The sequence below is a fragment of the Veillonella sp. 20925_1_51 genome, assembly GCF_041431445.1.
GTDB lineage: Bacteria > Bacillota > Negativicutes > Veillonellales > Veillonellaceae > Veillonella > Veillonella nakazawae.
The window spans coordinates 1-1,249 of record NZ_JAPVXT010000018.1; the positions used below are offsets into that span (position 1 = coordinate 1).

1 protein-coding gene is annotated in these 1,249 nt (G+C 35.4%); it reads left to right on the plus strand.

Going from position 1 to position 1,249, the window contains the following annotated elements:
* Nucleotides 1-151: 151 nt before the first annotated feature.
* A partial coding sequence (locus O3607_RS09715; protein ID WP_371443788.1) for an IS256-like element ISVesp1 family transposase occupies nucleotides 152-1,249 on the plus strand: 1,098 nt, incomplete at its 3' end.

Sequence of the window (1,249 nt, forward strand, 5' to 3'; positions counted from 1 at the left end):
AATACTAGCTCCATCGGCATTTTATCTTTTTGAGTGACTTTTACATATAGGACAAAAAGTGTTGCTAAAAAGTCTGAAACCCCTTGATTTTACTGACTCAAATAAGGTTTTATCTTTCTAAAGAGATATATTTTTTAGAAGGAGTATAATTATGAGACTAGTCAGATGCCCTAATTGTGGTTTCGTCTGTAAGAGAAATGGTAAAACAAATGCGGGTTCTCAACGTTGGTATTGTAATCAATGTTCTTGCTCATTCACAAATAAAGTGAATAAAACTAATAATAATTTACAGATATTTTTGGATTGGTTATTTGGTAAACACACACAGTTAGATATGGCTGGCGATGGACGTTCATTTCGTAGAAAAACATCACAGTTTTGGGAGCTTTGGCCATTACCACCAAAAGTTGAATCATCAAGTAGTGTGGTATTTGTTGATGGTATTTATTTAGCTAGAAATGCTTGTATTTTAATCTGTTGTAATGAGACGCATGTCTTAGGCTGGTATGTTTGTAGATATGAGCATTCTAAGGCTTGGGAGGCTTTATTACGACGTATTTCATCACCTATAGTAGTTATATCCGATGGTGGTACCGGCTTTCAAAAGGCATTAAAAAAAGTTTGGCCGAAAGCCAAACTACAAAGGTGCTTATTTCATGCATTTCAACAAGTAAAACGCTATACAACAATACGTCCTAAAACGATTGCTGGTTGTGAGTTATATGGAATTGCAAGGGATTTATTAACAATACACACGCAAGATCATGCTATGAAGTGGGTACAAAACGTTATGTCATGGAAAGTACGACATAGGGTATTCCTATCAGAAATAACAGTTGATGAAAATGGTACGATACGACCTAAACATGAACGACTTATAAAAGCAGAAAATTCCTTAGTTAAATTGATTAACAAAAGATGTTTATTTACTTACTTAGATGCATCGTTAACATGTACCTGCCCAGCTACTAATAATCGTATAGAAGGTGGTGTAAATGCTCAGTTACGCACTATGTTACGTAATCATAGAGGAATGTCTATTGAAAGACGAATAAAAGCGGTGTTCTGGTGGTGCTATATGCACTCACCAAACCCGCTTTCTAATGCCGAAATACTTAAGGTTATGCCGACCAACAAGAGTATTTCTGATATATATCATACCATACATGAACAATCTAGGTTAGAAGCTTCTATTCCGACTTGGGGTGATGCTATTGTTTGGAGTGATTTGCATAATTATGATCGCCTA